1 pseudogene is annotated in these 342 nt (G+C 48.8%); it reads left to right on the plus strand.

What is annotated here, in order from left to right:
- Positions 1 to 342, plus strand: a pseudogene (locus H3V11_RS11730) (hypothetical protein); the annotation flags it as partial.

Raw genomic sequence — 342 nt, forward strand, 5'->3', positions numbered from 1 at the left:
GTCTGAGTTCTGCGGTGAATAACATCAGTAATCTGCAACGCGACGCACTGCAATGGAATGGTAATGCTTATGATGCCAGCCATGGCTCCGGTGCTGCCCAGAAGATTACTAACGTGGCCAACGGTACACTTAGCAGTGGCTCTACCGATGCCGTTAACGGTGACCAGCTGTATAATCTGTCCACCTCACTGAGCAGTAGTCTTTCCACTGCGACTGCCGGTAACAATACCGGGCTCTCTACTACCAACAGTAATGTATCTACTTTGTCTAGTAGTCTGAGTTCTGCGGTGAATAACATCAGTAATCTGCAACGCGACGCACTGCAATGGAATGGTAATGCTT

This window comes from Snodgrassella sp. W8158, from assembly GCF_016100435.1.
Classification (GTDB): Bacteria; Pseudomonadota; Gammaproteobacteria; order Burkholderiales; family Neisseriaceae; genus Snodgrassella; species Snodgrassella alvi.